Origin of the sequence: Planosporangium thailandense, from assembly GCF_011947195.1 — a bacterium.
In the GTDB taxonomy this organism is placed as follows: Bacteria; Actinomycetota; Actinomycetes; order Mycobacteriales; family Micromonosporaceae; genus Planosporangium; species Planosporangium thailandense.
In genome coordinates this window covers 46,684-72,968 of sequence record NZ_JAATVY010000007.1, presented here as the reverse complement: position 1 = coordinate 72,968, position 26,285 = coordinate 46,684, and the positions used below count along the sequence as shown (strand labels likewise).

26 protein-coding genes are annotated in these 26,285 nt (G+C 71.8%); 19 read left to right on the top strand and 7 right to left on the bottom strand.

Annotated features, from left to right (window positions below):
• Positions 1–2 precede the first annotated feature (2 nt).
• The 10 genes from iolC (at position 3) to HC031_RS12790 (ending at position 10,577) form a co-directional block, all read left to right on the top strand.
• Entirely contained in the window at positions 3–992 is a 990-nt protein-coding gene (gene iolC / locus HC031_RS12835; RefSeq protein WP_167925499.1) for a 5-dehydro-2-deoxygluconokinase, read from the top strand.
• The gene (locus HC031_RS12830; RefSeq protein WP_167925498.1) at positions 989–1,888 is read left to right on the top strand and encodes a Cgl0159 family (beta/alpha)8-fold protein; all 900 of its coding nucleotides are present in this window, start codon (positions 989–991) and stop codon (positions 1,886–1,888) included. The genes iolC and HC031_RS12830 overlap by 4 nt, the downstream gene beginning before the upstream one ends.
• The gene (iolB, locus tag HC031_RS12825) at positions 1,885–2,799 is read left to right on the top strand and encodes a 5-deoxy-glucuronate isomerase (protein WP_167925497.1); all 915 of its coding nucleotides are present in this window, start codon (positions 1,885–1,887) and stop codon (positions 2,797–2,799) included. Before HC031_RS12830 ends, iolB begins: the two co-directional genes overlap by 4 nt.
• Positions 2,796–4,730: a 3D-(3,5/4)-trihydroxycyclohexane-1,2-dione acylhydrolase (decyclizing) gene (gene iolD / locus HC031_RS12820; protein WP_205862667.1), complete on the top strand. Its 1,935-nt coding sequence runs from the start codon at positions 2,796–2,798 to the stop codon at positions 4,728–4,730. The genes iolB and iolD overlap by 4 nt, the downstream gene beginning before the upstream one ends.
• The gene (locus tag HC031_RS12815; protein WP_167925495.1) at positions 4,727–5,623 is read left to right on the top strand and encodes a TIM barrel protein; all 897 of its coding nucleotides are present in this window, start codon (positions 4,727–4,729) and stop codon (positions 5,621–5,623) included. The genes iolD and HC031_RS12815 overlap by 4 nt, the downstream gene beginning before the upstream one ends.
• A 91-nt stretch (positions 5,624–5,714) precedes the next feature.
• Positions 5,715–6,704 (top strand): sugar ABC transporter substrate-binding protein, encoded by a 990-nt coding sequence (locus HC031_RS12810; protein WP_338090631.1) that lies wholly within the window; start codon positions 5,715–5,717, stop codon positions 6,702–6,704.
• A gap of 6 nt (positions 6,705–6,710) precedes the next feature.
• The gene (locus HC031_RS12805) at positions 6,711–7,766 is read left to right on the top strand and encodes an ABC transporter permease (protein WP_167925493.1); all 1,056 of its coding nucleotides are present in this window, start codon (positions 6,711–6,713) and stop codon (positions 7,764–7,766) included.
• A complete protein-coding gene (locus HC031_RS12800; protein ID WP_167925492.1) occupies positions 7,763–8,674 on the top strand; it encodes an ATP-binding cassette domain-containing protein in 912 nt (303 codons plus the stop codon). Before HC031_RS12805 ends, HC031_RS12800 begins: the two co-directional genes overlap by 4 nt.
• Positions 8,671–9,699: a Gfo/Idh/MocA family protein gene (locus tag HC031_RS12795; protein WP_167925491.1), complete on the top strand. Its 1,029-nt coding sequence runs from the start codon at positions 8,671–8,673 to the stop codon at positions 9,697–9,699. Before HC031_RS12800 ends, HC031_RS12795 begins: the two co-directional genes overlap by 4 nt.
• The gene (locus HC031_RS12790; RefSeq protein WP_167925490.1) at positions 9,696–10,577 is read left to right on the top strand and encodes a sugar phosphate isomerase/epimerase family protein; all 882 of its coding nucleotides are present in this window, start codon (positions 9,696–9,698) and stop codon (positions 10,575–10,577) included. Before HC031_RS12795 ends, HC031_RS12790 begins: the two co-directional genes overlap by 4 nt.
• Before the next feature lie 78 nt (positions 10,578–10,655).
• Here the strand turns inward: HC031_RS12790 and HC031_RS12785 are convergent, their stop codons facing one another.
• On the bottom strand, positions 10,656–11,831 hold the full coding sequence (locus HC031_RS12785; protein WP_167925489.1) for a phytanoyl-CoA dioxygenase family protein: 1,176 nt from the start codon (positions 11,829–11,831) through the stop codon (positions 10,656–10,658).
• Positions 11,832–11,936: 105 nt separating this feature from the next.
• Between HC031_RS12785 and HC031_RS12780 the strand changes: the two genes are divergently transcribed.
• Positions 11,937–12,977 carry a substrate-binding domain-containing protein gene (locus HC031_RS12780; RefSeq protein ID WP_167925488.1) on the top strand — a complete coding sequence of 347 codons (1,041 nt, stop codon included), beginning with the start codon at positions 11,937–11,939 and terminating at the stop codon, positions 12,975–12,977.
• Between the two features lie 9 nt (positions 12,978–12,986).
• Here HC031_RS12780 and HC031_RS12775 read toward each other — a convergent pair whose 3' ends face one another.
• On the bottom strand, positions 12,987–13,721 hold the full coding sequence (locus tag HC031_RS12775; RefSeq protein WP_205862666.1) for a TSUP family transporter: 735 nt from the start codon (positions 13,719–13,721) through the stop codon (positions 12,987–12,989).
• Positions 13,718–14,719: a LacI family DNA-binding transcriptional regulator gene (locus tag HC031_RS12770; RefSeq protein WP_338090630.1), complete on the bottom strand. Its 1,002-nt coding sequence runs from the start codon at positions 14,717–14,719 to the stop codon at positions 13,718–13,720. The genes HC031_RS12775 and HC031_RS12770 overlap by 4 nt, the downstream gene beginning before the upstream one ends.
• Before the next feature lie 99 nt (positions 14,720–14,818).
• On the opposite strand from HC031_RS12770, the gene HC031_RS12765 reads away from it, so the two are divergent.
• The 5 genes from HC031_RS12765 to HC031_RS12745 all read left to right on the top strand — a co-directional run bounded on the left by HC031_RS12765 (position 14,819) and on the right by HC031_RS12745 (position 20,398).
• Positions 14,819–15,859 (top strand): Gfo/Idh/MocA family oxidoreductase, encoded by a 1,041-nt coding sequence (locus HC031_RS12765; RefSeq protein WP_167925487.1) that lies wholly within the window; start codon positions 14,819–14,821, stop codon positions 15,857–15,859.
• 76 nt (positions 15,860–15,935) lie between these two features.
• The gene (locus HC031_RS12760) at positions 15,936–16,742 is read left to right on the top strand and encodes a TIM barrel protein (protein ID WP_167925486.1); all 807 of its coding nucleotides are present in this window, start codon (positions 15,936–15,938) and stop codon (positions 16,740–16,742) included.
• A 16-nt stretch (positions 16,743–16,758) separates the two neighbouring features.
• Complete coding sequence (locus HC031_RS12755) at positions 16,759–17,769, top strand: Gfo/Idh/MocA family protein (protein ID WP_167925485.1); 1,011 nt, start codon at positions 16,759–16,761, stop codon at positions 17,767–17,769.
• A 130-nt stretch (positions 17,770–17,899) separates the two neighbouring features.
• Positions 17,900–19,486 (top strand): VWA domain-containing protein, encoded by a 1,587-nt coding sequence (locus tag HC031_RS12750; protein ID WP_167925484.1) that lies wholly within the window; start codon positions 17,900–17,902, stop codon positions 19,484–19,486.
• Between the two features lie 147 nt (positions 19,487–19,633).
• Entirely contained in the window at positions 19,634–20,398 is a 765-nt protein-coding gene (locus HC031_RS12745; RefSeq protein ID WP_167925483.1) for a maleylpyruvate isomerase family mycothiol-dependent enzyme, read from the top strand.
• Between the two features lie 162 nt (positions 20,399–20,560).
• Here the strand turns inward: HC031_RS12745 and HC031_RS33870 are convergent, their stop codons facing one another.
• The 4 genes from HC031_RS33870 to HC031_RS12725 all read right to left on the bottom strand — a co-directional run bounded on the left by HC031_RS33870 (position 20,561) and on the right by HC031_RS12725 (position 23,021).
• Entirely contained in the window at positions 20,561–20,914 is a 354-nt protein-coding gene (locus HC031_RS33870; RefSeq protein WP_167925482.1) for an Rv3103c transmembrane domain-containing protein, read from the bottom strand.
• A complete protein-coding gene (locus HC031_RS12735; RefSeq protein WP_167925481.1) occupies positions 20,911–21,795 on the bottom strand; it encodes a mechanosensitive ion channel family protein in 885 nt (294 codons plus the stop codon). Before HC031_RS12735 ends, HC031_RS33870 begins: the two co-directional genes overlap by 4 nt.
• Before the next feature lie 103 nt (positions 21,796–21,898).
• Entirely contained in the window at positions 21,899–22,534 is a 636-nt protein-coding gene (locus HC031_RS12730; protein WP_167925480.1) for a permease-like cell division protein FtsX, read from the bottom strand.
• Entirely contained in the window at positions 22,515–23,021 is a 507-nt protein-coding gene (locus HC031_RS12725; protein ID WP_167925479.1) for a SigE family RNA polymerase sigma factor, read from the bottom strand. Before HC031_RS12725 ends, HC031_RS12730 begins: the two co-directional genes overlap by 20 nt.
• A gap of 256 nt (positions 23,022–23,277) precedes the next feature.
• Between HC031_RS12725 and HC031_RS12720 the strand changes: the two genes are divergently transcribed.
• From HC031_RS12720 to HC031_RS12710, 3 genes are all read left to right on the top strand, one after another.
• Entirely contained in the window at positions 23,278–24,774 is a 1,497-nt protein-coding gene (locus HC031_RS12720) for a S8 family serine peptidase (protein ID WP_167925478.1), read from the top strand.
• 114 nt (positions 24,775–24,888) lie between these two features.
• The gene (locus HC031_RS12715; protein WP_167925477.1) at positions 24,889–25,218 is read left to right on the top strand and encodes a DUF2218 domain-containing protein; all 330 of its coding nucleotides are present in this window, start codon (positions 24,889–24,891) and stop codon (positions 25,216–25,218) included.
• Positions 25,219–25,279: 61 nt separating this feature from the next.
• Positions 25,280–26,272, top strand: a complete 993-nt coding sequence (locus HC031_RS12710; protein ID WP_167925476.1) for a serine hydrolase — start codon at positions 25,280–25,282, stop codon at positions 26,270–26,272.
• Positions 26,273–26,285: the final 13 nt, after the last annotated feature.

Genomic DNA, 26,285 nt, shown 5'->3' with positions numbered 1-26,285 from the left:
CGATGACGACGTACGACCTGGTGGCGATGGGCCGGTGCGGGGTGGACATCTACCCGCTCGACCACGGTGTGGGGCTCGAGGACGTCCGGCGCTTCGAGAAGTTCCTCGGTGGCAGCGCGACCAACGTGTCGGTGGCCGCGGCCCGGTACGGGCGCCGGACCGCGATCGTCACGCGCACCGGCCGCGACCCGTTCGGCCGCTACATCCACCGCGCGCTGCGTGAGTTCAATGTGGACGACACCTTCGTCACCGAGGTCGACGGCCCGCCGACGCCGGTGACCTTCTGCGAGGTCTTCCCACCGGACGACTTCCCGCTGTACTTCTACCGGTATCCGATCGCACCGGACCTGATGATCACCGCGGACGGGATTCCGACCGACGCGATCCGCGATGCGGCCGTCTTCTGGGCGACCGTCACCGGACTGTCGCAGGAGCCGTCCCGGTCGGCGCACTTCGCGGCCTGGCAGGCCCGCGGCCGCCGGCCGTACACGATCCTCGACCTCGACTACCGGCCCATGTTCTGGCCGGACCCGGCCGAGGCCGGCGCCCAGGTGGGAAAGGCGCTCGAGCACGTCACGGTCGCGGTCGGCAACCGGGAGGAGTGCCAGGTCGCCGTCGGTGAGACCGATCCGCGGCGCGCGGCGGACGCCCTGCTCGAACGCGGCATCGAGCTGGCCATCGTCAAACAGGGGCCCAAGGGCGTGCTCGCCGCCACCGCCGATGAGCGCGTCGAGGTGCCGCCGTTCCCGGTCACGGTCGTCAACGGCCTCGGCGCCGGCGACGCCTTCGGCGGCGCGCTCGTCCACGGCCTGCTCAGCGGCTGGGATCTGCGTCGTGTGCTGCGGTTCGCCAACGTGGCCGGCGCCATCGTCGCCTCCCGGCTCGAGTGCTCGGGCGCCATGCCCACACAGGCCGAGGTCGAGTCGGTGCTCGCCGGCCGGGAAGCAACGGGGGCCGCGAGCGCCGGCCAGGGACAGGAGGAGCGCCGATGACCACGACGTCACGCCGCCCGGACATCGCCGAGCTGACCGAGATCCGGGTACGCGAGCCGCAGCGGATCGCCGACGGGTGGAACGCCCGCAAGCGCCGCGAACTGGTAGGGGCGGACGGCCGGCTGCTCATCGTGGCCGCGGACCACCCCGCCCGCGGCGCGCTCGGCGTCCGCGACGATCGCCAGGCCATGGCCTCGCGCAGCAACCTGTTGGAGCGCCTCGCCGTGGCGCTGTCGCGCCCGGGAGTCGACGGTGTGCTCGGCACGCCCGACATCCTCGACGACCTGCTCCTCATGGGGGAGTTGGAGGACAAGGTCGCGATCGGGTCGATGAACCGGGGCGGGCTGCAGGGCTCGGTCTTCGAGTTCGACGACCGGTTCACCGCGTACACGCCGGCCGAGATCGCGGCGCGGGGCCTGGACGGCGGCAAGATGCTGACCCGGATCTGCCTCGGCGACGCGCGTACCGTGGCGACCCTCGAGGCGACCGCCCGCGCGATCGGAGAGTTGGCGGCCCACGGCGTCATGGCGATGGTGGAGCCCTTCCTGTCCGTACGCGAGGACGACCGGGTACGCAACCTGCTCGACCCCGACTCGACCATCAAGTCGATCCACATCGCCGCCGGGCTCGGGGCGACGAGCCGGCACACCTGGCTGAAGCTGCCGGTCGTCGACGACCTGGAGCGGGTCATGGACGCCACGACGCTGCCGACCCTGCTGCTCGGCGGTGACCCGAGCGGGCGTCCGGACGAGACGTTCGCCAGGTGGGGTCGGGCCCTCGACCTGCCGGCCGTGCGCGGCCTGGTCGTCGGGCGGGCGCTGCTGTTCCCGCCGGACGGCGACGTGGCCGCCGCCGTCGATGCGGCCGCCCGGCTCGTGCACGGAGAAGTGCGATGACCGAGCGGTGGGTCCACCCGTACGGTACGGCCGGCGCGGGCGACTTCGAGGTGTCGATCACCGATGCGCTCGACGGGTGGGAACACACGAGCCTGCGGGTGGCCACCCTCCAGCTGGCCGGCGAGGTGACGCTGTCCACCGGGGACAGCGAGGTCATCGTCGTGCCGTTGGCCGGCAGCTTCGACGTCACGGCAACCGACCACGCGGGGGAGCGGCACGAGGCCCAGCTCACCGGGCGGGAAAGCGTCTTCGCCGGCCCGACGGATGTCGCCTACGTGCCGCGGGGCGCGCGGCTGGCCGTACGCAACGCGAGCGACGGTCCGGCAAAGGTCGCACTCTGTGGTGCGAAGGCGACGAAGCGGCCGGCACCGCTGCCGTTCCGCCGCGTGCCCGTGACCGACGTACCCGTGGAGCTGCGCGGTGCCGGGATGGCCTCCCGCGAGGTGCGCAACTTCGGTACGCCGCAGGTGCTCGACGCCGACTCGATCATCGCCTGCGAGGTCGTCACCCCGGCCGGCAACTGGAGTTCGTACCCGCCGCACAAGCATGACGAGGAGCGCGACGGCGTGGAGACCGCGCTCGAGGAGATCTACTACTTCGAGGTACGCGCCGAGCCGGGTGCGCCCGCCGGTGCGGATCCCGTTGGCTACCAACGGGTCTACGGCACCGCCGCGCGGCCGATCGAGGTCCTCGCCGAGGTCCGCTCCGGCGACGTGGTCCTCGTGCCGCACGGGTGGCACGGGCCGGCGATGGCCCCGCCCGGCTACGACCTGTACTACCTCAACGTGATGGCCGGCCCCGGCGCGACCCGGGCCTGGCTGATCTGCGACGACCCGGCCCACGGCTGGGTCCGCGGGTCATGGGCCACGCAGGATGTCGATCCCCGACTGCCGATGGGAGGGCTCCGATGAGTACGGTGCGCCTGACCGTGGGCCAGGCCGTCGTACGCTTCCTGGCCAACCAGTGGAGCGAGCGGGACGGCCGGCGCCAGAAGCTGTTCGCCGGGTGCGTCGGGATCTTCGGCCACGGCAACGTGGCCGGCCTCGGCCAGGCGCTGCTGCAGCACGAGCTCGCCGAAAGCGGGGCGCGCCTGCCGTACGTGCTGGCCCGCAACGAGCAGGCCATGGTGCACACGGCGGTCGCGTACGCCCGGCAGTCCGACCGGCTGCAGACCTGGGCCTGCACCGCGTCGGTCGGCCCCGGCTCGACCAACATGCTCACCGGCGCGGCGCTCGCCACCGTCAACCGCCTGCCGGTGCTGCTGCTGCCGTCCGGCACGTTCGCCACGCGGGTGGCCGGGCCGGTGCTGCAGGAGCTGGAGGTCCCGTACGCCGCGGACATCACCGTCAACGACGCGTTCCGTCCGCTGTCGCGCTTCTTCGACCGGGTCAACCGGCCGGAGCAGCTGCCCACGGCGCTGCTGAACGCGATGCGGGTGCTCACCGACCCGGTGGAGACGGGCGCGGTGACCATCGCACTGCCGCAGGACGTGCAGGCCGAGGCGTTCGACTGGCCGGTCGAGCTGTTCGCCGAGCGGGTCTGGCGGGTGGCCCGGCCGCTGCCGGAGGCGGTCGACATCGTCGAGGCCGCGGCCGCGATCCGCGCGGCCCAGCGGCCGCTCATCGTGGCCGGCGGCGGCGTGCACTACTCCGGCGCCGAGGACGCGCTGCGCGCCTTCTGCGAGCTGACCGGGATCCCGGTCGGCGAGACCCAGGCCGGCAAGGGCGCGCTGCCGCACGGCCACCCGCAGGCGATGGGCGCGATCGGCGCGACGGGTACGACGGCGGCGAACGCGCTCGCCCGGGAGGCCGATGTCGTCATCGGTGTCGGTACCCGCTACAGCGACTTCACGACCGCGTCGCACACCGCCTTCCAGCACCCGGACGTCCGCTTCGTCAACATCAACGTCGCCCGCTTCGACGCCGGGAAGCTGGCGGGCCTGCCGGTGGTGGCCGACGCCCGCGAGGCGCTCGCCGCGCTCACCGCGGCCCTCGACGGCTTCGCCGTGGACCCGGCGTACGTCGACCGCCAGGCGACGCTGTGGCGGGAGTGGGACGCGCAGGTGGAGGCGGCCTACCACCCGCCCGCCGACGTCACCGACGCGCTCGCCGACGGCGTGCTCACCCAGGGCACCGTGCTCGGCTGCGTCAACGAGCTGTCCGACCCGAGGGACGTGGTCGTGTGCGCCGCCGGCTCGATGCCGGGCGACCTGCACAAGCTGTGGCGGGTACGCGACCGCAAGGCCTACCACGTCGAGTACGGCTACTCGTGCATGGGCTACGAAATTCCCGGCGGCATCGGGGTACGGTTGGCCGATCCGGACCGGGACGTGTTCGTCCTGGTGGGCGACGGCTCGTACCTGATGATGCCGACCGAACTGGTCACCGCGGTGCAGGAGCGAGTCAAGATCATCGTGGTGCTGGTGCAGAACCACGGTTTCCACTCCATCGGCTCGCTGTCGGAGTCTCTCGGGTCGCAGCGCTTCGGTACCCGGTACCGCTTCCGCGACCCCGCCACCGGCCGCCTCGACGGGGAGAAGCTGCCGGTCGATCTGGCCGCCAACGCCCGCAGCCTCGGCGCCACCGTGATCGAGGTGCACAGCCGCGCCGAGCTGGAGCAGGCCATCAAGGACGCCAAGGCCGCCCCCGCCGACGGCGGTCCCGTCGTGATCCACGTCGAGACCGACCCGGGCGTCCACGCCCCGGACAGCGACGCCTGGTGGGACGTCCCGGTCAGCCAGGTCAGCGAGCTCGACAGCACCCGGCGGGCCTACGGAACGTATGCCGCGCACAGGACGACCCAGCGCCCGCACCTGGCGCCCACAGAGAGGACCGACCGATGAGCCGACCGGCCATGATCGGCAGCGCCCCGGACAGCTGGGGGGTGTGGTTCGCCGACGATCCACAGCAGACACCCTGGCAACGGTTCCTGGACGAGGTCGCCGCCGCCGGCTACTCGCGGATCGAGCTGGGGCCGTACGGCTACCTGCCCACCGACCCCGCCCGGCTGCGCGACGAGCTCGACCGGCGGGGCCTGACGATGACCGCCGGAACGATCTTCGAGCACCTGCACCGCCCGGACTCCTGGGACAGCACCTGGAAGGAGGTCTCGGCGGCGGCCTCGCTGACCGCTGCCATGGGTGCGGCACACCTCGTGGTCATCCCGGACTTCTGGCGGGATCCGCAGACCGGGGCGGTGCTCGAGGAGGCCCAGCTCACCGACGAGCAGTGGCCCGCGTACGCCGCGCGGATGAACCGGCTCGCCCACCAGATCCGCGAGGAGTTCGGCCTGCGGATCCAGTTCCACCCGCACGCCGACACCCATGTGGACACCCACGCCAACGTCGAGCGGTTCCTCCACGAGACCGACCCCGACCTGGTGGGCCTGTGCCTGGACACCGGGCACATCGCCTACTGTGGCGGCGACAGCCTGAAGCTGATCCGCGACTACCCCGAGCGGATCGGCTACGTGCACCTCAAGCAGGTCGACCCGGCGGTCGTCGCGGCCGTGCACGCCGACGGCATCGGCTTCGGCGAGGCCGTACGGATGGGTGCCATGTGCGAACCGCCCACCGGCGTACCTGAGATGCCGCCCATCCTGGCGGCCCTGGCGGAGCTGGACGTCGAGATCTTCGCCATCGTCGAGCAGGACATGTACCCGTGCCCCGCCGACCGCCCCCTGCCCATCGCCACCCGGACCCTGGCGTACCTGCGGTCCGGTGGCCCACTGCGCTGACCCTTTCCCCTACACCGATCCGACTCCCAACGAGGCGAACGCACCAACGAACACACCAACGCAGCAATCCCGGATGACGAAAGGAAGAACCGTGGTCCGTACATCCCGTATCTCCTTAGTGGCGGCCGGCGCCCTGACGGCGCTCGCCCTCGCGGCCTGTAGCTCCAGCGGCGGCAAGCAGTCCACCAGTGGGGGCACCGCCAACGCCGGGAACGCCGGTACTCCGAAGATGACGGTCGCGCTCATCACCCACGCGGCACCGGGCGACACCTTCTGGGACCTGGTTCGCAAGGGCGCCGAGGCCGCGGCGAAGAAGGACAACGTCGACCTGCAGTACCAGTCCGACCCGGACGGCGCGAACCAGGCCAACCTGGTCCAGTCGGCGATCGACAAGAAGGTCGACGGCATCGCGGTCACCCTGGCCAAGCCGGACGCCATGAAGGCCAACGTGATGAAGGCCGTCCAGGGCGGCATCCCCGTCGTCGCGCTCAACGGCGGCATTGACGCCTGGAAGAGCATGGGGGTCCTCGGCTACTTCGGCCAGGACGAGAAGATCGCGGGCGAGGCGGCCGGCGAGCGGCTCACCAAGGACGGCGCGAAGAAGGCGCTCTGCGTCATCCAGGAGCAGGGCCACGTCGGCCTGGAGGCCCGGTGCGACGGCGTGAAGACCACGTTCCCCAACACCGAGAAGATCTACGTCACCGGCACCGACATGCCGAGCGTCCAGGCGGCCATCACCTCGAAGCTCCAGCAGGACCCGAGCATCGACCACGTGCTGACCCTCGGCGCGCCGTTCGCGCTGACCGCCATCAAGTCGGTCAAGGACGCCAACAGCTCCGCCAAGGTCGTCACGTTCGACACCAACAAGGACCTCGTGACCGCCATCAAGAACGGCCAGGTGGACTGGGCGGTCGACCAGCAGCCCTACCTGCAGGGCTACCTCGCCGTCGACAGCCTGTGGCTGTACAAGACCAACGGCAACATGCTCGGTGGTGGCCAGGCGACCCTGACCGGCCCCGCGTTCATCGACAAGACCAACGTCGCCGCGGTCGAGAAGTTCGCCGGCAACGGCACGAGGTGAGCTGACATGACTGCTGCGGCGATAGAGCCGAGCAGGGGGGAGGCGGCCCGGGACGACCGGGTCGCCCATCGCCCGCTGGCGGCCCGGCTGCTGAGCCGGCCCGAGGTCGGGTCGCTCATCGGCGCGATCGTGATCTTCGCACTGTTCATGGCGGTCGCGCCGCCGTTCCGTAACGTCGCCAACGTCGGGACGATCCTCTACGGCGCCTCGACCATCGGCATCATGGCCGTACCCGTGGCTCTGCTCATGATCGGCGGCGAGTTCGACCTGTCCGCCGGCGTCGCGGTGACCACGTCCGGCCTGTCCGCGTCGCTCCTCGCCTGGAACTTCGGCCTCAACGTCTGGGTCGGTATCCTCCTGGCGCTGGTCGTCTCGGTGGCCGTGGGTGCGTTCAACGGGTGGCTGCTGTTCAAGACCGGCCTGCCGAGCTTCCTCGTCACGCTGGCCACGTTCTTCATCCTGCAGGGCGTCAACCTCGGCGTCACGCGGCTGCTGACCGGCAACGTCGCCACCGCGGACATCACCGACATGGACGGCTTCCACAGCGCCCACACCATGTTCGGCTCCGAGGTCACCGTCGGGCCGGTCACCCTGAAGATCACCGTCCTGTACTGGGTCGTGCTGACCCTTGTCGCGGCCTACGTCCTGCTGCGTACCAGGGTCGGCAACTGGATCTTCGCCGTCGGCGGCGACGCCGCCGCGGCCCGCGCCGTCGGCGTGCCGGTCAAGGCAACGAAGATCGGCCTGTTCATGGCGGTGGGATTCTGCGCCTGGCTGTCCGGCATGCATCTGCTGTTCCAGTTCAACACCGTGCAGTCCGGGGAGGGCGTCGGCAAGGAGTTCATCTTCATCATCGCCGCCGTGATCGGCGGCTGCCTGCTCACCGGCGGGTACGGCTCGGTGGTCGGCGCCTCGATCGGCGCGCTGATCTTCGGAATGACGCAGCTCGGCATCAACTACGCCGGCTGGAACCCCGACTGGTTCAAGACGTTCCTCGGGGTGATGCTGCTGCTCGCGACCATCGTGAACGTGTACGTCAAGAAGAAGGCGGACCTCAGATGAGCGCCGTGACCACCGACCGGTCGGCCGCCCCGGTTCTCCAGCTCGACAACGTCGGCTTCAGCTACGGCAACGTGCACGCGCTGCGCGACGTCAGCATCAACGTGCGCCAGGGCGAGGTCACCTGCGTCCTCGGTGACAACGGCGCCGGCAAGTCCACACTGATCAAAATCATCGCCGGACTGCACGACTACACCGACGGCGCGATGAAGCTCGACGGTGTCGAGTGCCGGTTCGCCTCGCCGCGCGCCGCCCAGGCCGGCGGCATCGCCACCGTGTACCAGGATCTCGCGCTCGCGCCGCTGATGTCGGTGTGGCGGAACTTCTTCCTCGGCAACGAGCTCCGCAAGGGGCCGCTGCGCACCCTGGACATCGCCCGGATGAAGCGGATCTGCGACGAGGAGCTGACCAAGATGGGGGTGGTGATCCCCGATCTGGACCGCCCCGTCGGCGGGCTCTCCGGCGGACAGCGCCAGTGCATCGCCATCGCCCGCGCCATCTACTTCGGAGCCAGGGTCATCATCCTCGACGAACCGACCGCGGCGCTCGGCGTCAAGCAGTCCAGCGTCGTCCTGCGGTACATCGTCAAGGCACGCGACGCCGGCCTGGGCGTCATCTTCATCACCCACAACCCGCACCACGCGTACCTGGTCGGCAACCACTTCGTCATCCTCAAGCTGGGCCGGGTCGTGCTCGACGCGCACCGCGACGCGTTGACGCTGGAGCAGCTGACCAGGGAGATGGCCGGCGGTCAGGAGCTCGAAGAGCTCAGCCACGAGCTGAGCGGGGTCGATCCGGGCCGGGTCGCCGCGCCCGCCGAGGTGGCGCCCGGTCACGTCGAGTCGCCCGTGCTCAACCCCGACGAGCTCGCGGCCATCGAGCGCGAAGAAGAGGAAGAGCAGACGGCATGAGTACCTCCGCTTTGCGGGTCGGGGTCGTCGGTGTCGGCGTGATGGGCGCCGACCACGCCGACCGGCTCGTCCACCGCATCGCCGGCGCGACGCTGGTCGCGGTCTCCGACCCGGACACCGCCCGCGCCGCCGCGCTGGCCGCCCGCTACGACGGCGTCCGCGCCATCCCGGACCCGCTCGACCTCATCGCCGACGAGGGCGTCGACGCCGTGCTCATAGCCTCGCCCGGATTCGTCCACGAGGAGCAGGTCCTCGCCTGCGTCGCGCACGGCAAGTACACCCTGTGCGAGAAGCCGCTGACCATGGACAGCGAGTCCGCGCTGCGCGTCGTCGAAGCCGAGCGCAAGGCCGGCTCGCCCCTCATCCAGGTCGGCTTCATGCGGCGCTTCGACCCCGAGTACGCCGAGATGAAGCGGCTGCTCGAAGCCGGCGGGCTGGGGCGGCTGCTGCTCGTGCACAACGTCCATCGCAACAAGTCCGTCGGGGACTCGTTCCGCTCCGAGATGATCGTCCGCGACTCGCTGGTACACGAGGTCGACGTGTGCCGCTGGCTGTTCGACGACGAGATCGACACCATCACGGTGCTCGCGCCGAAGCCGACCGGCCGGGCGGCGGACGGGATCCTCGACCCCCAGGTGGCGATCTTCCGGATGGCGGGTGGCGGCATGGCCACCACGGAGGTCTTCGTCAACAGCCAGGTCGGGTACGAGGTCCGCTGCGAGGCGGTCGCCGAGTGCGGCAACGTCACGATCGGGCTGGGGCAGAGCGTGTTCGTCCGCCGCGACAACCGCTACGGCGGGTACATCCCGGACGACTTCCGCGACCGTTTCGGCCGCGCCTACGACCTGGAGGTCCAGGCGTGGGTCGACGCGTGTAGGCGGGGGGACGTCGTCGGCCCGACCGCCTGGGACGGCTACGCCGCCGTGGCGGTGTGCACGGCCGGCATGCAGTCGCTCGCGACCGGCCAGCCGGTCCGTGTCGACCTGGTCGACCGCGCCGAGGTGTACGGGGGCGCGGATACATGAAGCTCGCCCTTGACCCGTACATGTTCCGGGAGGTTCCCCTGCTGCGGTTGCCGTCGCTCGTGGCCGAGCTGGGCTACGAGTGGATCGAGCTGTCCCCACGGGAGGACTTCACGCCCTTCTTCAACCACCCGCGCGTCGACGACGACACCGTGCGGCGGTTCAGGAAGGCGCTCACCGGCGCCGGCGTGGGAGTCTCGTCGGTGCTACCGCTGTACCGGTGGTCGGGGCCCGACGAAGACGACCGGCAGGCCGCGGTCCGGTACTGGAAGCGGGCGATCCAGATCGCGGTCGACCTCGGGGTCGACACGATGAACTCGGAGTTCAACGGCAACCCGCGCCAGGCCGCCGGGTGCGAACGGCAGTTCTGGCGCTCCATGGAGGAGCTCCTGCCGGTCTTCGAACGGGAGGGGATCCGGCTCGTCATCGAGCCGCACCCCGATGACTGGGAGGAGGACGGCAAGCGGGCGATCGACGTCATCCGGGGCATCAACTCGCCCCAGGTGTCGTTCCTGTACTGCGCTCCGCACACGTTCCATCAGGGCAACGACTGCAGGGGCATCATGGAGAAGGCGGGCGATCTGCTGGCCATGGTCCATGTCGCCGACTCCTTCGACCACACCGCCTCCTCGGGCCTGCGTTACATCGTCAACCCGCCGGGGTCGCAGGTCACGGTCCACCAGCATCTCGACATCGGGCAGGGCGAGGTCGACTTCGACGAGTTCTTCGCGACACTGGAGTCGGTCGGGTTCGACGGCATCGTCACCACCTGCGTGTTCGCCTGGGAGGAGCGGGCGCGGGAGTCCAGTACGTTCATGCGGGACACCATCCTGGAGTACCTCGGCCGGTGGGCCACCCCGCCCATCGTCGAATCCCCGTAGCGCGCCCGCCCGCGCGGGGTGCCCGGACGTGGCAGCCAGGCACCCGCGGCGGTATGAGTGTCAGTGGCTGCGCTTCCGTCAGTGGCTCCGCTTCGTCGCGGACTGTGCGGCGAGCCGCTCGGCCAGCTGCTCAGGTGACGCACCCTCGGCGAGGGCCTGCGTGACGAGCGCGGCCTGGGTCGGCGGGGCCATGCCGCCGATCGGCTGGTCCCGGTCGAGGTTGGTCGGGAAGGAGTACCCCTCGGCGCTGGCGGCCACCACGTTGGCCAGGGCGTGCTCGTCCCAGCCGGCGGCCTTGCGGGCGAGCAGGGCCGGGTAGATCGCGCGTACCGTGCGCTCCCGGTCGACCGTCTCCATGGCGCGGCCGAACGCCGACGAGATCTGCAACAGGTTGGCCATGCGCTTGATGTCCGTGGAGCGGTTCGACCCGGCGGCGTGGAACAGCGCCGGGTTGAAGAAGACCGCGTCACCCTTGCGCAGCGGCAGCTGGATGTGGTGGTCGACGAAGTAGTCCTGGAACTCGGTGTGCCAGTACGCGAGGTAGCCCAGCTCGTACTTCTGCGAGTGCGGCAGGTAGAGCGTCGGCCCGGACTCCACCGGCATGTCACAGTGGGCGACGGCGCCCTGGAGGGTCAGGAAGGCCGAGAGCCTGTGCACGTGCGCGGGGTACCGCGCCGACGCCTGCGGGGACTGGAAGCCGAGGTGGTAGTCCCGGTGCACGGTCTGACCCTCCCCGCCGGGGTTGACGACGTTGACCTGGGAGGTGACCTGGTAACCCGGGCCCAGCCAGGCCGTGGACACCAGCGCGACGACGTCATTGGCGTAGTAGTCGACGAACGCTTCGGGGTCGATGACGGCGAGCTTCTCCAGGGCGTTCCACACCCGGTCGTTGGCGCCCGGCTTGGCGAAGTGGTCGCCCACGGCCATCCCGGCCGCCCGCTGGTCGGAAATCATCCGGTTGAACGCCGCGGTGACCCGGTCGACGACCGCGGGCGCGAAGGCGCCCTCGACGACCACGATGCCGGGTCCGTCCGACAACGCGTACGCGATCTCGGCCTGTACCTCGCGCCGCTCGTCCGGATCGGTTCCCGCCGCGGTGAGCGCGGCGGCGTCGTACACGACGACCTGCTGTTCGACGCGGTCGGCGTGCGGGTGGTCGGCGCGGTCGGTCCGCGTCTGGAGCACCTCGCGGAGCTCCTCCACGTGGGCGTCGGCGGCGCGCAGCCAGACCCGCGCGGCGGCGGTAGCGGTCATGATTCCTCCTGCGTGACGGAGTCGGGATGGTCTCCAGCATCCGGTCGGCCGGCCGGCTGCGGCAGCGCCGGAATCCATCAAAAAGACCTCAGGTAGGGTGCCGGCGTGACCCGAGGGCACCGCATCCGCGACATCGCCGAGCAGTCCGGCCTGAGTGAAGCCACAGTGGACCGCGTGCTGCACGGCCGTCCCGGCGTCAGCCCCCGGGCGGTACGCGCGGTCGAACAGGCGATCCTCGACCTTGACCGGCAGCAGCGCCAGCTGCGGCTGGGCGCACGCACCCTGATGCTCGACGTCGTCATGCAGGCGCCGCAGCGGTTCAGCAGCGCGGTGCGCGAGGCGCTCGAAGCGGAGCTGCCGGCGATCCGACCGGCCGCGGTGCGGGCGCGGTTCCAGCTGCGCGAGTCCGGTGCGGTCGCCGACCTCGCGGCCGCCCTCGACGGCCTCGGGCGGCGCGGCCGGACGACCCACGGCGTACTGCTGAAGGCGCCGGACGCCCCGGAGGTCGCGGCGGCGGTGCGGCGGCTGTACGAGCGCGGGGTACCCGTGGTCACGCTCGTCACCGACGTGCACGACTGCCCGCGCATCGCGTACGTCGGGCTGGACAACGCGGCGGCCGGCGCCACCGCGGCGTACCTCGTCTCGCGGTGGCTGCCCGCCGGCACGGGCACCGTACTCGTGACCCTGAGCCGCTCGGTGTTCTTCGGCGAACGGGAGCGGGCCGACGCCTTCCGGCACGCGTTGGCGGACCTCGCGCCCGGGTTGGCGGTGGTCGTCGTCACCGACGCCGACGGCCTCGACGAGGCCATGCGCGCCCTCGTCAGGTCCGCGCTGGCCGAGCACCCCGAGGTACGGGCCGTCTACTCCGTCGGCGGCGGCAACCGGGCCATCGCCGACGAGCTGGCCGCCGCGGGCGTGGACTGCGCGGTCTTCCTCGGTCACGACCTCGACGGGCACAACCTGCAACTGCTGCGGGCCGGTACCCTCCACGCGGTGCTGCACCACGATCTGCGCGCCGACATGCGGGCCGCCCTGCGGCAGGTGCTGCGCCACCACCGGTTGCTGCCGGGGGCGCCGACGTCGGTGCCGGCCGGGGTCGAGGTGATCACGCCCTACAACATCCCGGCCCGGCTGCGACCCGGGTGACCGCCGGCGTCAGCGCAGCACGAGGGCCAGCGCGGCGAGCACCGACGCGCCCAGCACCGCCTGGTCGAAGCGGACCTGGCTGATTTTCCGCGCCACGCGTACGCCCGCCCAGCCGCCGACGAGGACCAGAGGCGCGAGGGCGAGGGCGCGGGTCAGCGTCGCGGCGTGGAACAGGCCGAGGCCGGCGCTGAACGGCAGCTTGCACAGGTTCACGCCGAAGAAGAACAGGGCGCCGGTGCCCAGGAACCGCCGCTTGTCCACGCCCTGCGCGACGAGGTACAGGGTCATCACCGGCCCCGCCGCGTTCGCGACCATCGTCGTGAAGCCGGCGGCCAGGCCCGCACCGATGGCCGCGGTCCGCCCGTACGCGAGGCCCCCGCGGGTCGGGGAGCGCCACCGCAGCAGCAGTTGCAGGAGGGCCATGACGATGAGCAGCGCGCCGATGACGCGTCGCAGCACGTTGTCGTCGATCGCGCCGAGGAACAGCGCGCCCAGCGCGAGCCCGGGCAGCACGCTGGGGATGAGCCGGCGCAGCAGCGACCAGTCGCAGTCGTGGCGGTAGTTCCAGACTGCCATCACGTCTCCGACGATCAGCATCAGCAGGATGGCCGCGGTGGACTCCCGGGCCGGCATGAGGCTGGCGAAGATGGCGATCGAGATGCTCGACAGGCCGCCGATCGCGGTCTTGGAGAAGCCGACCAGCAGCGCCGCGAGCCCGAAGAGGGCCATGGTCGTCACGGTCACCGCGGCGCCCCCGTCGTCGCCCGCACGACCAGCGTGGGCGCCACGACCGCCGGTCGACCCGGCGGCGCGCCCTCGTCGAGCCGGGCAGCGGCCCGCTCGATGGCCAGCCGCCCCAGGGCGTCCGCGTCCTGGCGGATGGTCGTCAGGGCGATGTGGGCGTAGGCCGCCGCCCGGATGTCGTCGAACCCGACGACCGACAGCCGCTCGGGCACGCCCACCCCGCCGCGCCGCACCGCGTCGACGAAGCCGAGCGCGCAGCGGTCGTTGAAGGCGGTGACCGCGGTCGGCCGATCCTTTGCGGGCCCGGCCAGGAACGCGCCGGCGGCGCGCGCGCCGTCCTCCTCGGTGAGTCCGGCCGGCAGGAGGGGCAGTTCGGCGAGGCCGAGCCGGCGCACGGCGGTCCGGTACCCCCGGCGGCGCTCGGCCGCGCCCGGCGCCTGTCCACCGTCGGCGTGGGCGATGCGCCGGTGGCCGAGCGCGTGCAGATGGGCCACCGCCTGGCGCAGGCCCTCGGCGTCGTCGGTGCGGACCACGTCGACGCCGGCGGCGCGCACGTCGCGCAGCACGCTGACCGTCGGGAGCCGGCTCGCCAGCTCCGCGAGGGCTCGCGCCGGCAGCGTCGAGCCGAGCAGCACGATCGCCTCGCAGCGCTCCGCCTGCAGGGCGCGGACCGCCTCGTCCTCCCGGCGACGCGGGGTCACGCCGCTCAGCACCACCTCGTAGTCCGAGTCGGCTGCCGCGACGTACAGGCTGTCGACGAGGTCGCCGTGGAAGGCGTGCCCGACGCCGAACACCACGCCGAGCATGCGGGTACGGGTCCGGCCCAGGCGGCTGGCTCTCCGGTCCGGCTGGTAGCCGAGCTCGGCGGCCGCGGTGAGCACCCGCTCGCGGGTGGCCGGGGAAGCGCCGGCCGCGCCACGGAAGACGATCGAGACGAGCGCCCGGGACACGCCGGCGCGGGCGGCGACGTCCTCCATGGTCGGGCGGCTGGCGGTCACGGGTTCACTCTACTGGAGCGCTCTAGCCATGGGATCTTGACGGGTGCCCGGATACGGTAAATGCTCTCCGACTAGAGCGCTCTAGTACGAGGAGTCGTCATGCCGCTTCCCCCGCCCGCCGGAGCTGAACCGGTGCGCTTCGCGCTCATCGGCGCCGGCCGGATCGGCACCTTCCACGCCACCACGATCGCCCGGCGCCTTCCGGAAGCCGAGCTGGTCACCGTCGCCGACCCGGCAGCTGGCGCCGCGGAGCGCCTCGCCGTGCCGCTCGGCGCCGAGGCCACCACCGACGTCGACGCCGTACTCGCCGACGAGCGCGTCGAGGCCGTGGCCATCACCTGCTCCTCGACCGCGCACGCCGAGCTCGTGACGCGGGCCGCGGCCGCCGGCAAGGCGGTGTTCTGCGAGAAGCCGATGGCGATGACCCTCGACGAGGCCGACGTGGCGATCGCCGCCTGCGCGCGGGCCGGCGTGCCCCTTCAGGTCGGGTTCAACCGCCGCTTCGCCGCGGACTTCGCGGCCGCCAAGCGGATCGTCGACGACGGCGGTGTCGGTACGCCGCAGCTGCTGCGCTCGCTGACCCGCGACCCCGGCCTGGCGAACCCCGGGGCGGTTGCACCGTGGACCATCTTCACCCAGACGCTCATCCACGACTTCGACACGCTCAACTGGTTCAACGCGGGCGCGACAGCCGTGGAGGTCCACGCGATGGCCGACGCCCTCGTCGCGCCCGACTTCAAGGCCGACGGTCTCCTCGACACGGCGGTGGTGAGTATCCGGTACGACAACGGCGCGCTCGCCACCGCCGAGGCGAGCTTCTCCGCCGCGTACGGCTACGACGTGCGGGGCGAGGTGTTCGGCTCGGCCGGAATGGTGACGGCTGGAACGCCGGCGCAGCTGACCGTCCGCCACTGGAGCAGTACCGGCGTGGCGGGTCCAACCGTACGGGCCGATACCGAGCTCTTCCCGGACGCGTACGCCGCCGAGCTGGCCGCCTTCTGCGCCACGGTCCGCCGGGGCGGCGCACCCGAGGTGGGCGGTCACGACGCCCGCGCCGCGCTACGGATCGCGCTGGCCTGCATCGCGTCGGTCGAGCGCGGCGCGCCGGTCCGCATCAGCGAGAGCGAGGAGTCCGCATGAGCGAGCGTCAGCGAGCGAATCAGGGTTGCAGCGCGCGGGTGCCTCATGCGGTCGGCGAGCGGAGCGAGGCGGGCGCATGAGCATTCGTGGACGGCAGGGCCCCTTCACGCTGGCGGTCTGCGCCGAGATGGTCTTCCGCGAACTGCCGGTGGCCGAGCGGGTACGTCGGATCACCGAGCTGGACTTCCAAATCGAGCTCTGGGACTGGACACGCCACGACATCGACCTGCTGGTCGCCCTCCGCGAGGAGGGGGCCGTCTACTCCTCGATGACGGGCTACGTGCGGGGCAGCCTCACCGACCCTGCCGGCGCGGACGAGCTGCTCGCCACCGCCGCGGAGTCCGTCGCGGTGGCGCGGCGGCTCGGGATCCCACGACTCAACCTGCACGGGACCGGACTGGGCGGCGACGGTCTGCCGGTGACGCCCGCCACCGTGGTGACCGGTGAGATGTGGCTGGCCGCGCACCGTACGCTCAGCCGGGTCGCGCGTCTCGGGGAAGCGCACGGCGTCACGTTCGTGCTCGAGAACCTCAATACGGCGGTGGACCACCCGGGTGTGCCGTTCGGCCGTGCCGACGACTGCCTGGCGCTCGTGGCGTCGGTCGGCAGCGACCACCTGCGGCTGATGCTCGACCTGTACCACGCGCAGATCGGCGAGGGGAACCTCATCGAGCTGTGTCGCCGTGCCCTGCCGTGGATCGGTGAGATCCAGGTGGCCGACGTGCCCGGGCGGTGCGAGCCCGGCACCGGAGAGATCAACTATTTCGGCGTCGCGCGAGCCCTCGCGGAGATGGGCTTCGCCGGCACGATCGGCCTGGAAGCCTGGGCCTCCGGGGAGAGCACCACGGCGCTGCGCGCCTTCCGCCGGGCCTTCACCGTCTGAATCGACCGGAGACCGCATGGAACCGCTACGTATCGGCATTCTCGGCGCGGCCCGCATCGCCGAACTCGCGATCGTCAAGCCCGCGATGACGACCGGTACCCGCCTGGTCGTCATCGCGGCGCGCGACAACGAACGGGCCGCGGCCTTCGCCGCGGCGCACGGCGTGGAACGGGCGGTCGCCACGTACGACGAGGTCCTCGCCGACCCCGAGGTCGACGCCGTCTACAACCCGCTCGTCAACGGCCTCCACGCCACCTGGAACCTGGCCGCCATCGAGGCCGGCAAGCATGTGCTGTCGGAGAAGCCGTTCGCGGCGAACGCCGAGGAGGCCGCCGAGGTGCGCGATGCGGCGCACCGGGCGGGTGTGGTCGTCGCCGACGGGTTCCACTACCTGTACCACCCGGTGACCCGGCGGCTGCACGAGTTGCTGGCAATCGGTGAGCTGGGCGACCTCGTCCGGGTCGAGACCATGATGATGATGCCGGACCCCGGCGGGGCCGACCCCCGGTGGTCGCTCGCCCTCGCCGGCGGCGCCCTGATGGACCTCGGCTGCTACAGCGTGCACGCCCAGCGCGTGCTCGCGCCCTGGGGTGGTGGCGAGCCGTCCCTCACCGCCGCCCGGGCGGGTGAGCGTGCCGCGGCTCCGGGGGTGGACGAGTGGCTCGACGCCGACCTCGTCTTCCCGTCCGGCGCGACCGGCTCGGCGCGCTGCCACATGGCGGCTGACCGGTGGGAGTTCAGCTGCCGTGTCGTCGGAACCCGGGGTGAGGCGACCGCGCCGAACTTCGTACAGCCGCATCTGGACGACAGGGTCGTGGTCCAGACTCCGGACGGCCGACGGGTCGAGCACCTCGGCACCCGCTCGTCCTACACCTACCAGCTCGAGGCGTTCACCGCGGCCGTCCGTACCGGCGCGCCGATGCCGACCGACGGCGACGACGCGGTCGTCACCATGCGGTTGATCGACGAGTGCTACCGGGCGGCGGGTCTTTCACCCAGGCCGGGGGCTGGCGACCCTAGCCGGTGAGGTCGCTTCCTGCCGTCGGCTACCGGACGTTGACCTGTGTCCGACTCGGCGGCGTTGCGCTGACTCCTAGTGTTCCGTGGCACACGCCGCGTGTTCATCGCGGTACCGGCCACAAGGAGCGACCTTGTCCGTGACAGCAGTAGTGAGCCAGCCAGGACGACGATTACTCGGGCGGGTGGTGGCGGTGGGCGCGGCCACCACCGCCCTGGCGACGGTCCTCGCCTCGCCCGCCGCCGCGGCTCCCGGAGTCGACCCCGCCACGGTCGACCGCAACGCCGATCCGGGAGCCTCGATCTCGGTCAACAAGACCGTGCACACTCCGGCCATCCCTCCCAACCCCGACGTGGTGCTGCTGGTCGACACCACCGGCAGCATGAGCGGGGCGATCGCCAACGTGCGGACGAACCTGCAGCAGGTCATCAACGAGGTCCGGGCCGCGCAGCCCAGCGCCGAGTTCGCGGTCGCCTCGTACCGGGACGAGGGAGACGGCGCCGAACTCTTCCGCGTACGCCAGGACCTCACAGGGGACGCGACCGCCCTGCAGACCGCCGTCAACGGCCTGGTCGCGGGCGGTGGCGGCGACACACCGGAGGCCTGGGTCAACGCGCTTTACCAGGTCTCAAAGGGCGCGATCAGCTACCGGTCCGGCAGCAGTCGGATCGTCGTGCTCGTCGGGGACGCACCGAGCCACGACCCCAGCGCCGGACACACGCTCACCGACGCCGTCGCCGCCCTGCAGGCTGACGGCGCGCGGACGATAGCCGTCGACGTGACCGGCGGCGGTGGCGGACTGAACGCCACCGGCCAGGCGCAGACCGTGGTCACCGCCACGGGCGGCCAACTGGTCGGCAGCGCGCCCGACACCGTCACCGCCGCGATCCTGAGCGGCCTGCACGACCTCGACGTCACGGTGACTCCGAAGGTGTCGTGCGACCCCGGTCTCTCCGCCACCTTCGACGCCCCCTCGAAGACGCAACGGAGCGGCACGGACGTCAACTTCACCGAGACCATCAACGTCGCCGGTGACGCGAAACAGGGCGCGACCCTGCACTGCACCGTCGAGTTCCTGCTCAACGGCCTGTCCGGCGGCCCGGCGTTCGTCGAGCAGATCAACGTCCGCGTCAACGACGTGACGCCGCCGACCGTCACGGTCGACGACCAGACCGTCGAGGCCACCAGCCCGGCCGGCGCGGTCGTCAACTATCCCGCCACCGCGGTCGACAACGTCGACGGGCCGCTGACACCCTCCTGCACGCCGCCGTCGGGCAACACGTTCCCGCTCGGGGAGACCACGGTGACGTGCACCGCCAAGGACGCGGCCGGCAACACGGGCAGTGACACGGCCGTCATGCGGGTGGTCGACACCACGCCCCCCACGGCCGCGTGCACCCCGACCAACAACCCGAGCGGGAAGAACACGCCCGGCTCGAACAACCCGGACGGCTTCTACCAGATCTCGGCGACCGACCTCGTCGACACCGCGGTCGACATCTTCATCCGTGACACCGCTGACTCGTCGGTGAACTTCGGACCGTTCCCGAGCGGTACGAAGATCAAGCTTGTTCAGGCGCCGGGCGCGCAGCCCTCGGTCAAGGACGGCGCGGGCGACATCAACTACAAGGTCACCCTACGCGGTGACGCGCTGATCGTCGGCATCGACAACTTCAAGAACGCGTCGACGCCGGCCAAGTGCCTGGTGGCGCCGCCGCCGAAGTAGCAACGACCGTACTTGCGGATCAGGGGGTCGGCCCGGACCGGGCCGACCCCCTGTCGGGCGCCGCCGTCCGGCCGGTACGACCCTGATGGTGGACGCCGGACCGGGAACGCGCGGAAAGTGTCGTGGGCCTGTGCTGAACTGCACGGCATGGAGCATTCCCGATTCCTCGACTGCCTTGCGGCCGACTTCGCCCGACTGCGGGCCGTCGCGCCGACCGACCTGACCGCGGCGGTGCCGAGCTGCCCCGGCTGGACCGTCGCCGACCTGGCCCGCCACGTCGGCGAGGTGTACGTGCACAAGACGCTGGCCATGCGGGAGGGCGCCGAGCCCGACCAGTGGCCGCCGAAGGAGCTCGCGGACTCCGAGCCGCTCGCGCTGCTCGACCGGGCGTACGCCGAGCTGCTCGACGAGTTCGCCGCCCGCAAGCCGGAGGATCCGGCCGGCACCTGGTACGCCCCGGACCAGACCGTCGGCTTCTGGATCCGGCGGATGGCGCAGGAGACGGTCATCCACCGCATCGACGCCGAGCTGGGCACGGGGCAGCCGGTCGCGCCGGTCCCGGCCGACCTCGCCATCGATGGCATCGACGAGCTGCTCAAGGTCTTCACGGCGTACGGCGTCGGCGAGTGGGGCAGCTACTTCACCGACATCCTGGACGGTTCACCGGGCCGCACGTACACCGTGCGCACCGACGGCGCGGCGTGGCGGGTGCGGACCGGTCCGCGGCTGTTCACGGTCGAGGACGGTGCCGGTGACGGCGCGGCCGACGTGACGCTGAGCGGCCCGCCGATGGCCGTGCTGCGCTGGGTGTGGAACCGGGAGGGTGCCGGTGAGCCGAGCGGCGTGACGGTCGAGGGCGCCCCGGAGGCGGTCGAGGAGCTGCGGCGCTGCATCGTCGTGGCGACGCAGTGAGGACGCCCGGCCGGCCGCCCGGTCGGGTAGGCCACGCCGTCGGGTAGGCGACGCGGTCAGGTAGGCCGCGCGGTCGGGTAGGCGACGCGGTCGGGTAGGCCACCCGGCCGCGGACGGCGGCCGGAGCACCGGGCGGCGCGCATCACGGAGAGGAGCCGTGCCTCACGGGGTGGAGCTGGCCGAGGGCGACGGCGTCTCGCTGGGGACGGCCGGGCTTCGCGACGGTACCGGGGCGCTCGGGGGAGCGCTGCGCAGCCGGGGCGTCTCGGATGCGGAGGGGACGGCGGTGACCGTCGGGCTCGGCGTCGGCGTCGGTGAGGGCCGGTGCCGGGGCCGGGTCGTCGGCTTCGGGCTGGCCGGCCCGGTGGATGCCGGTGCCGGCGTCGTGGCGGCTTTGTGCTCCTTGTCCGGGGTGGGACGCACGAGCAGGTAGGTCGCCAGCGTGACGACGAAGACCAGCGCGATGAGGGCGGTGGACGTGCGGACCCGGCCGCCGAACAGGTGTCCGGGCATCATGCCGCCCCGGTGGGATGGGCCGTGTCCACGTCGGCGGCGACGACGACACCCTCCTGCCGCAGCGCCGCGGCCACCCGCGAGCGCAGCTCACGGCCAGCCTCGAACTGCTTGCCGGGCAGGGTACGGGCCACGATCCGCACGTGCAGCGTGTCCACCTCGATGCTCTCCACGCCCAGTACGGATGGAGGGCCGAGCAGCAGCGGCCCCAGCCGCTCGTCCACGGCGGCGGCGTCGCCCACGCGGCGGAGGACGCCCTGGACCTGATTGATGTCGGTGGAGCTGGGCACCGGGATGTCGATCACCGCGCGAGCCCAGTCCCGCGACATGTTGATCACCTGCACGATCTGGCCGTTCGGCACGATGATGACTTCGCCGTTCGCCGAGCGCATCCGGGTTATCCGCAGGGTGACCTCCTCGACGGTGCCGCTTACGCCGGCCTCCGAGCCGAGCGCCGCGATGCGGACCATGTCACCGTAGCCGTACTGCCGCTCGGCGATGATGAAGATTCCGGCGAGAACGTCCTGCACGATCCGCTGTGCGCCGAAGCCCAGCGCGACGCCGGCGACGGCGGCCGGCGCGACCAGGCCCGTCACCGGGACCCCCAGGCGCTGCAGAATGAGCGCCGCGCAGACGCAGTAGACGAGCACGAGCGCGCTCCACATGATCACCTGGGTCAGCGCGTGGCGGTGTTTGGACGCCTCCGAGCGCACCAGGCCGCCGTCGCCGACCGACGCGGCGTCGATCCGCCGGGTGATCCGGTCGCCGAGCCATCGGATGAACCGCGCGAGCAGGATCGCGCCGCTGAGGAAGAGCACGATCTCCAGCCCGCTGCTGCGCATCCACGTCGTAATGTCGGTGATGGGCGCGATCGCGAGGCTCATGGCGATCCATGGTCGCACGCCCCTCGCGATGGGCGGGGCACGACATCTGTTCGTGTCCCGCGGCTCACGGCCGCCGGCTAAGCGAGCCGTGGGTGACGGGTGCTCACGGCACGGCATGGACGACGCTGTCGACGCCTGCCATCCGACCGATCGTCGCCTCGACGTCGCTGTAGTCCCCGGCACTGGCGAGCGTGAGGTCGAACGCCTCGGGCAGGCTGTCGGGCCTGGTCGCCGCGACAAGGTCGGGCGCGTAGCAGTACTGCGCCGCGAAGCGCTGCCACTGGTGCTCGTGGCTCAGAAATTCGATCGCCGTGACGTCCTTCAGCCCGCGCAGCGCGGCGTCGACGGCCGCCTTCTCGGTCGAGGTGGCCGTCGGCTTCAGGAAGACCCGCGCTTTCCGGCTCGTGGCGAGCGCGCCGGCGCGGTCGGCGTCGGACGGGGTCGGCGAGGCCGAGGGGTTGACGCAGCCGCCGGTCGCGCGGGTGCTGGCCGAATCGCTGGGGACGGGTGCGGCGACGACCTGCTGCGATCGTACGCCGGCCGGTCCCGCGCGCCCGGTCAGCGACGGGAGTGCGACGGCCCCCGTGACCGCCACTCCCGCCGCCACCGTGGCGACCACCGCCGCCTGGCGGCGCCGCCGCGCCCGGCCGCGGGCCCGGATGGCGTGCGGCGGAGCCAGGGGGAGCGCGGCTACCTCGTGTTCCAGGTCGTCCAGCGCCTCACGAATGCGAGCTGACATCGGCGTCCTCCGTTTCGTTTCCCAGCAGTGCCGCGAGCGCGGTGCGGGCCCGGGCGAGGTAGACCTTCACCGTTCCGACCGGCATCCCGGTGCTGTCGGCGATCTCGGCCACGGGCATGTCGTAGAGGTAGTGCGAGACCACGACCCGCCGTTGCGGCTCCGGTATCCGGCGCAGCGCGTCGACCAGGGCCACCCGGTCGGGCGTAGGCCCCGGGACGTCCTGCGGGTGGCCGAGGCGGGCCCGGGCACCCAGCCACCGGCGCGCACTGCGCCACCGGTTCATCGACAGCCGCCAGGCGACCGTACGCACCCAACCCTCGGGATCGTCGTAGTCGGCCAGCGTCGACCACCTCTGCCAGGCCCGGGCGTACGCCTCCTGGACCACGTCCTGCGCCTCGGCCAGGTCGCCGCACACCGCGTAGACGTACTGCACCACGCGCCGAGCGGTCGCCGTGTAGAAGGCGTCGAAGTCGTCGGGCCTAGTCATCCACACCATCCCTCGCCGGGCTGTCACCTCAATACACCCCGAAGCTGCGCTGATGGTTACAGCGCCGCGGCCCCGTCCGCGACGGCCGAGGGGACGAGCAGGGGTTGATGTTGATGATTCGTATCCGATTGGACAGGTTTGCGTAACGGAAGCGAACGCCTGACGTTGCTCTGTTGGAGGCGGGCGCCTTGTCCGTCTCGCGCCGGCCGCCCTGCCACGGGTGCGGGCCGGCGGCAACAGCTCCATGGGAGATTGTGTGAAGAACCCCCGTCGTAAGACCCTGGCTGCCGCGTCCGCTGTGGCGCTCGGCGTCGTCGGTCTCGCCGTGACCGGCGGACCGGCTTCGGCCGCGGCCGTCGGCCCGGACTCCACGTATCTGGTCCTCGCCCCGGAAGGCGGCAAGACCGACACCGCGGCCGCCCGGGTGGCCGCCGCCAACGGTACGGTGGTCGCCAAGTACAACCAGATCGGTGTGCTCGTCGTCCGGTCCACCAACCCGGACTTCGCCAACCAGGTGAAGGGCACCGGCGTCGACTCCGTCGCCGCCACCGCGGGCCTCGGCACCGCCCTCGACGAGGGCGAGATGGTGGAGGTCTCGGCGGCCGACGTCGCCAACGCCGCTGCCACCACCACCGGAGACCCGACCAAGGAACCGCTCTACGGTCAGCAGTGGGACATGTCGATGATCGGCGTCCCGCAGGCGCAGGCGGTCAACGCCGGCAGCCCGAATGTGACCGTGGGCATCCTGGACAGCGGTATCTCCAGCACCCACCCCGACCTGGCCACCCAGATCGCCAAGGACAAGAGCGCGTCCTGCATCGGCGGCGTCGTCGACACCCACGAGGCGGCCTGGAACCCGACGACCTCCAGCCACGGCACCCACGTGGCCGGCACCATCGCCGCCGCCGTCAACGGCGTCGGCGTCGCCGGCATCGCACCGGGCGTCAAGGTGGCGTCGGTGAAGGTCGTCAACGACGACGGCTTCATCTACCCGGAGGCCGCCGTCTGCGGATTCGTGTGGGCCGCCGAACACGGCATGCAGATCACCAACAACAGCTACTACATCGACCCGTGGGAGTTCAACTGCCGCAACGACGCGCGTCAGCGCCCGGTCTGGCAGGCGGTGCAGCGGGCCATCCGCTACTCGCAGAACAAGGGCGTGCTCAACATCGCGTCGGCGGGTAACTCCAACGTCGACCTGGCGCACAAGACCGTCGACGCCGGCAGCCCGGACAACGGCACGCCGGAGACCCGCGCGATCAACAGCGCCTGCCTCGACCTGCCGGCCGAGGCGCCGGGCGTGGTCGCCGTCTCGGCGGTCGGTCCGACTGGTCAGAAGAGCTACTACTCCTCGTACGGCCAGGGCGTCGTGGACGTCGCCGCTCCCGGCGGTGACGCGCGGTTCCGCACTCAGGGCGCCCGCTCGACCAGCGCCGACCAGATCCTGTCGACCGTCATCAACACGACGACGAAGGCCAACGGCTACGGCTACATGCAGGGCACGTCCATGGCCGGCCCGCACGCCGTCGGCGTCGCGGCGCTCGCGCTGTCGGCCCACCCGGGCATGACGGCGGGGCAGCTGTCGTCGTTCCTGGAGCGGACCGCCGACCCGCAGTCCTGCCCGGCGGGCGTCTACAACCCGGTCCCGCTGATCTCGTCGGGCCCGCACGCCTACGACGCGACCTGCTCCGGCGGCGCGCGTAACGGCTTCTACGGCGCGGGCATCGTCGACGCGCTCAACGCGGTGAAGTAGCCGGCTGACGGTACGACCGTTGGTGGGGCCCGGCGCGTGCGCGCCGGGCCCCAACCGTACGGACACCGACCGGTTATCGTCGGTAGCGACACGACGAGCGAGGAGGAGCGGTCGATGACCGGTCGAAGTGAAGCCCTGGTGGTCACGGACCGGCCGGCGCGCTACGCCAAACAGCTGGTCGCGCATCTCGGCCGCCGCAACGGCGGCGACTGGTCGGAAAGCGACGAGCGCGGCTACATCACCTTCTCCGCCGGGCGCGCCGAGCTGTTCTGCGCGCCGGACGGGCTGCACCTGTCCGTCGAGGGGGAGCCGGACCACCTGGCGCAGCTGGAGGACGTCGTCGGACGGCATCTCGTCCGGTTCGGCACCCGCGACGAGCTGCGGGTGCGCTGGACGCGCTTCGACGGCGAGCCGGGCACCGAGCAGTACAACAGCGCGGAGTAGGGCGGCAGCGGGGACCGGACGGCTCGACGGGGCGCGTGGATCCCGGTAGCGTTCGGGCGTCATGCATATCCGTCTCATCGGCGTCTCGGTCCGTCTCATCGGCGTCGCTGTCGCCGCGCTCCCCTTCGTCGCCGGCTGTGGTCAAGACGGGGTGCGGGTCCGGCCGGCCGGCGAATGGTCCTCGGCCCCGGCTCCCTCGGCGCCACCGGATCCACCGGCGACCGCGACCTCGACCGCGACGAGTCCGGCGGGCACGGCAACCCCGGACAGCCCGGTGCCTTCCGCCTGCCAGGACGGGTGGGACTGCGCTCAGCGGGCACGCTTCGAGGCCGCGGCGGCGTACGCGGCCAACCGCCGTGGCCAGTTGGGTGTGGTGATGCGCGACCGTCAGACCGGGGCGGTCTGGCGTGCCGGCGCGACGCGCACCCCGATGTGGACCGGGTCCACCATCAAGCTGGCGATCGCCACGTTCCTGTTGGAACGGCAGCGCGCCGGCGCCATTCACCTGACCGACGCCGACCGGCGGGCCATGTCCGACATGCTCCGGTCGTCGTCGAACGACGCCACCGACACGCTCTGGAACCGCTACGACGGTCCGGGCATGCTCGACCGGTTCCGTGCCGGGTACGGGATGGCTTCGCTGTCCGTGGTGGCCGGCCGCGAGACGTACTGGCGCAACCTGCGGTGCACGGCCGAGGACCTGGACCACCTGATGAGCTACGTGCTGGGCGACCACCTGCACGCCGACGACCGGGCGTACCTGGTGGAGACGCTGCGCGGGGTGGCCGACAACCAGCACTGGGGCGTGTGGGCGGCGGGGCCGACGCTGCGCCCGGGCAACAAGGACGGCTGGGCGCTCAAGCCGGATTCCGGCGGCGAGCACTGGGTCACCCACACCGTCGGCTTTGCCGGGCCGACCGAGCGGTGCGTCGTCGTCGTGATGTACAGCCAGCCGCCGGGCGGCACTCTCAGCGCGGGCGTACATGCGGTGAGCGATGTGGTGGCGCTGCTCTTCGGCGGCCAGACCCCGGCGAAGGTGTCCGTTCCCGCCTGACAGCCCGTGACGC

Excerpts from the sequence above, each read along its gene's own strand:
- iolC (WP_167925499.1), top strand. The coding sequence starts at position 3 with ATGACGACGTACGACCTGGTGGCGATGGGCCGGTGCGGGGTGGACATC.
- HC031_RS12830 (WP_167925498.1), top strand. The coding sequence starts at position 989 with ATGACCACGACGTCACGCCGCCCGGACATCGCCGAGCTGACCGAGATC.
- iolB (WP_167925497.1), top strand. The coding sequence starts at position 1,885 with ATGACCGAGCGGTGGGTCCACCCGTACGGTACGGCCGGCGCGGGCGAC.
- iolD (WP_205862667.1), top strand. The coding sequence starts at position 2,796 with ATGAGTACGGTGCGCCTGACCGTGGGCCAGGCCGTCGTACGCTTCCTG.
- HC031_RS12815 (WP_167925495.1), top strand. The coding sequence starts at position 4,727 with ATGAGCCGACCGGCCATGATCGGCAGCGCCCCGGACAGCTGGGGGGTG.
- HC031_RS12805 (WP_167925493.1), top strand. The coding sequence starts at position 6,711 with ATGACTGCTGCGGCGATAGAGCCGAGCAGGGGGGAGGCGGCCCGGGAC.
- HC031_RS12800 (WP_167925492.1), top strand. The coding sequence starts at position 7,763 with ATGAGCGCCGTGACCACCGACCGGTCGGCCGCCCCGGTTCTCCAGCTC.
- HC031_RS12795 (WP_167925491.1), top strand. The coding sequence starts at position 8,671 with ATGAGTACCTCCGCTTTGCGGGTCGGGGTCGTCGGTGTCGGCGTGATG.
- HC031_RS12790 (WP_167925490.1), top strand. The coding sequence starts at position 9,696 with ATGAAGCTCGCCCTTGACCCGTACATGTTCCGGGAGGTTCCCCTGCTG.
- HC031_RS12785 (WP_167925489.1), bottom strand. The coding sequence starts at position 11,831 with ATGACCGCTACCGCCGCCGCGCGGGTCTGGCTGCGCGCCGCCGACGCC.
- HC031_RS12765 (WP_167925487.1), top strand. The coding sequence starts at position 14,819 with ATGCCGCTTCCCCCGCCCGCCGGAGCTGAACCGGTGCGCTTCGCGCTC.
- HC031_RS12760 (WP_167925486.1), top strand. The coding sequence starts at position 15,936 with ATGAGCATTCGTGGACGGCAGGGCCCCTTCACGCTGGCGGTCTGCGCC.
- HC031_RS12755 (WP_167925485.1), top strand. The coding sequence starts at position 16,759 with ATGGAACCGCTACGTATCGGCATTCTCGGCGCGGCCCGCATCGCCGAA.
- HC031_RS12745 (WP_167925483.1), top strand. The coding sequence starts at position 19,634 with ATGGAGCATTCCCGATTCCTCGACTGCCTTGCGGCCGACTTCGCCCGA.
- HC031_RS33870 (WP_167925482.1), bottom strand. The coding sequence starts at position 20,914 with ATGATGCCCGGACACCTGTTCGGCGGCCGGGTCCGCACGTCCACCGCC.
- HC031_RS12735 (WP_167925481.1), bottom strand. The coding sequence starts at position 21,795 with ATGAGCCTCGCGATCGCGCCCATCACCGACATTACGACGTGGATGCGC.
- HC031_RS12730 (WP_167925480.1), bottom strand. The coding sequence starts at position 22,534 with ATGTCAGCTCGCATTCGTGAGGCGCTGGACGACCTGGAACACGAGGTA.
- HC031_RS12725 (WP_167925479.1), bottom strand. The coding sequence starts at position 23,021 with ATGACTAGGCCCGACGACTTCGACGCCTTCTACACGGCGACCGCTCGG.
- HC031_RS12715 (WP_167925477.1), top strand. The coding sequence starts at position 24,889 with ATGACCGGTCGAAGTGAAGCCCTGGTGGTCACGGACCGGCCGGCGCGC.
- HC031_RS12710 (WP_167925476.1), top strand. The coding sequence starts at position 25,280 with ATGCATATCCGTCTCATCGGCGTCTCGGTCCGTCTCATCGGCGTCGCT.